Consider the following 3,820-nt stretch of genomic DNA (forward strand, 5'->3'; position numbering starts at 1 on the left):
GATATGAAAAGACGTAGTTTTATTGGAATGATCGGAGCCACAGGAGGATTGCTGGCTACTGCTCCGCTTATAGCCAGCCCAGTTGGAGCAAACGCGAAAACAGTTAAACGAAACAAGCGAAAAGCGGAGAGGGAGATGAAAGCTGACCTGGTGATTGCAGGTGGCGGAATCGGCGGTTGTGCGTGTGCTTTGGGTGCTTTGCGCAACGGGCTTTCGGTAATTATGACTGAAGAAACCGATTGGATTGGAGGGCAAATAACACAACAGGGCGTACCACTGGATGAACACCGTTGGATTGAAACGCACGGCGCCACCCAACTATATCGTGAGTTTCGTAGCGCATTGCGCCAATATTATATGCGGAATTATCCGTTAACTGAGGAAGCAGCAGCAAAAGAGAATCTGAACCCCGGTGATGGGGCGGTGTCGCGTTTGTGTGTTGAGCCGAAGGTTGCTCTAGCGGTGCTTAATGCCATGTTTGCATCATATATTAGTTCCGGACAATTAACACTTTTACTGGAACATAAAGCAACGGCTGCGGATGTTGACGGTAGCCGGGTAAAAGGCTTGGAAATGGTGAATCGCCAAAATGGCGAAGCAATTTCCCTTAAAGCGCCTTATTTTGTAGATGCCACTGAAATAGGCGATTTGCTACCGCTAACCGGAACTGAATATGTAACCGGAACCGAATCGAAAAAAGACACAGGGGAGTTGCATGCACCGGAAGTGGGTGATCCTGAAAATGAACAAGCCTTTACGTTGTGTTTTGCGTTGGACTACCGCCCGGGCGAAAACCATGTCATTGACAAACCGGCAAACTATGATTTCTGGCGTTCTTATGTCCCTGATATTAGTCCGGCCTGGCCGGGACGATTGCTTGATTTGACTTATTCAACTCCATCTACTCTTAAACCCAGGACGCTGGGTTTTCACCCTGAAGGGGGGAGGACTGGTGATGTGATGAATTTGTGGAACTACCGGAAAATTATTAACCGACATAACTTTGCTCCAGGCTTTTATGCCGGAGATGTGACTGTGGTTAACTGGCCTCAGAATGACTACCTGTTAGGGCGTTTGGTTGATGTCAGCGAGAAAGAATTTCAGAAACATGTGGAGGGAGCCCGCCAACTGAATCTGTCGTTGGTTTACTGGTTGCAAACCGAGGTGGAGCGGCCCGATGGCGGCGCCGGCTGGCCTGGAATTCGTCTGCGTAAGGATGTGATGGGAACTGCAGATGGCATGGCAAAGTATCCCTACATTCGAGAAGGACGAAGAATTAAAGCCTTGTTTACCGTGTTGGAAGAACATGTGGGGGTTGAAAATCGGACCTTGGTGAAAGGAAAAGATGCCGCGGCTACTTGTGAGAGTTTTTATGACAGCATTGGTGTGGGATCGTACTACCTTGATTTGCACCCTTCCACCAAAGGCGACAATTACATTGATTTGCCTTCTTTGCCGTTTGAAGTACCACTGGGTGCTCTGATTCCGCAACGAATGCAAAATTTACTACCGGCCAGCAAAAATATCGGAACAACGCATATCACTAATGGTTGTTACAGGCTTCACCCGGTAGAGTGGAACATTGGCGAGGTAGTCGGAATGCTGGTTAAGTTTGTTTCGGAAAAGCAGGTTGAACCGCGTGATGTGCGCGAGAATAAAAAGCTTCTAGCCGATTTTCAGCAGTTTATCCAGAGCCAGGGCGTAGAAATCAAGTGGCCTGCGTAGTTCAAAAAGGAATTGAAAACCATAAAACTTACACATGAGAAAAACGATCTGTAAATCAGCTATACTCTTGCTTATTTTGGCATCATCTTTAAGCCTTTCGGCCCAAAAAAGAGAGTTGGAAAAGGCCGGATGGGAATTGGGTGTCCAGAGTTACACTTTTCATAAATTCAGCTTCCAGGAGGCAGTTGATAAAGTAAATCAACTTGGGCTGAATGACATTGAAGTGTATTTTGGTCAACCATTGGGTAAAAGAATGGAAGGAACCATGGATTTCAGAATGGATAGGAAGACCCAACAGTTGGTGTTGGATTATGCCCGTTCAAAAAAAGTGAAAATTGTCGCTTGTGGAGTGGTTGTCTGTAAGGATGAAGCAGAGTGGAAGCAGTTGTTTGAGTTTGCCGGCCAGATGGGGATCGGGCTGATAACCTGTGAGCCGGAATACGAACACTTGCCGTATGTTGATCAGTTAGCGAATGAATATGGGATTGACGTGGCGATTCACAATCACCCAAAACCTTCAAATTACTGGAATCCAGACTTGTTTCTTGAGGCTGTTGATGGTTTGAGTGATCGCATTGGAGCTTGTGCTGATGTGGGGCATTGGAAAAGAATGGGAATAGATCCGGTGGAAGGACTGAAAAAATATGAAGGTCGCATAAAAGCACTTCATTTTAAAGACGTCAAAAAAAAGGCAGTAGGCGAAGCTGAACAACATGATGTGATTTGGGGAACTGGTATTCTCGATATGAAAGCGATGTTGGTCGAATTGAAAAAGCAAGGGTTTGAAGGCTTGTTTTCTATTGAGTATGAGTATAACTGGGAGAACTCTGTTCCGGACATTCAGAAAAGTATCAACTATTTTTATCAAACAATTGAGAAACTAAATCAGAAATGATGAATTTATCTATTCGCTGGCTTATTCGTAGCCTTTTTGTGAGTGCCGCATGCTTGTTTAATTTGACAACAGTATACGCCGGTGAGACAGCCAATAACAAGTCGGAAGACAGAACGGTGAAAATCTTGACAGTAGGGAATAGCTTTGCTGATAATGCCTGCACCTATTTGCAACAAATTACTGAATCAGTTCCCGGATTGTCGATAGAGATTACAAGAGCTAACCTTGGTGGTTGTTCACTGGAACGACACGCCTCTCTAATCGAGAGGTGCAAGGAGGACGACGGATCGAAGCCCTATTCAAACACCTATTGTTTAGAAGATTTGTTAAAGATGGATACTTATGATTTTGTAACCATACAACAAGTCAGCAGTTTAAGTTTTATGCCAGAGTCATTCGAGCCCTATGCCGATGTGCTGATTCAGTTTATCCGCAAACATGCGCCTCCTTCAGAAATCATGATTCATCAAACCTGGGCCTATGGAGCTGACAGCCCGCGGCTAATGGAATGGAACATGCTGCGAGACGAGATGCATAATGGATTGGTAAACAGTTATCAGGTGCTTGCCGAGCGGTACGGACTGGATATACTGCCATCAGGACAAGCATTTTACCGGGCGACGAGAGAGAGCGAAAATATTGATTTATGGACTCAAGACCGGTATCATGCCAATATGAATGGTTGTTATCTTGCGGGCTGTGTCTGGTTTGGAAAAATGTTTGGCGTATCTCCACAAAAGATTAAATTCGTCCCTGAAGGCATGAAGCCTGAAACCGCAAGTTTTTTGCGACGGATTGCCACACAAGAGATAAGGGCAACAAAAAAACAGGATTGAGGAGGAGTCGTGTAAAAGTGGAAGATCGTTTTGTTTTTTATCCGTTTTACCTGCAACATGACCAACGAATAAGTTGACGGGATAAATTTTTTATGGAGGTGATTGCAAATATTTCGTCATGTATGGAGACTATGAATCCAATGTTCGATAACCCCAGAGGAGACAACTTTTAGTGTATCGATGACGAATCCGAATAAAATTTCAGCATTAATTGAGGACGATAAGCATGTCAAGTAACGATTCAGTTTGATCCAGTAAATTTAATAAAGCATTTTCTTGCAATGGCAGTGTTCAAAACTTTTTTAAGAGTTTATGGTAGGTGAGGGTAGTGTTGGGTTTTATTCGGTATTTGGTTTTCAAGTAG

Annotated in this window: 3 protein-coding genes; all 3 read left to right on the forward strand. The window is 44.5% G+C overall.

The window, feature by feature from the left end:
• Positions 1-1,725, forward strand: a 1,725-nt coding sequence (locus AAC033_RS18590) for an FAD-dependent oxidoreductase (protein ID WP_339740963.1), incomplete at its 5' end; no start/stop codon positions are given.
• Positions 1,726-1,759: 34 nt separating this feature from the next.
• On the forward strand, positions 1,760-2,620 hold the full coding sequence (locus AAC033_RS18595; protein WP_339740966.1) for a sugar phosphate isomerase/epimerase: 861 nt from the start codon (positions 1,760-1,762) through the stop codon (positions 2,618-2,620).
• The gene (locus tag AAC033_RS18600) at positions 2,617-3,456 is read left to right on the forward strand and encodes a DUF4886 domain-containing protein (RefSeq protein WP_339740969.1); all 840 of its coding nucleotides are present in this window, start codon (positions 2,617-2,619) and stop codon (positions 3,454-3,456) included. The genes AAC033_RS18595 and AAC033_RS18600 overlap by 4 nt, the downstream gene beginning before the upstream one ends.
• Positions 3,457-3,820: the final 364 nt, after the last annotated feature.

Source organism: uncultured Sunxiuqinia sp. (assembly GCF_963974515.1).
Taxonomy (GTDB): domain Bacteria; phylum Bacteroidota; class Bacteroidia; order Bacteroidales; family Prolixibacteraceae; genus Sunxiuqinia.

What these genes read in the sequence shown, in the direction of transcription:
- AAC033_RS18595 (WP_339740966.1), top strand. Translation starts at nt 1,760, where the DNA reads ATGAGAAAAACGATCTGTAAATCAGCTATACTCTTGCTTATTTTGGCA.
- AAC033_RS18600 (WP_339740969.1), top strand. Translation starts at nt 2,617, where the DNA reads ATGATGAATTTATCTATTCGCTGGCTTATTCGTAGCCTTTTTGTGAGT.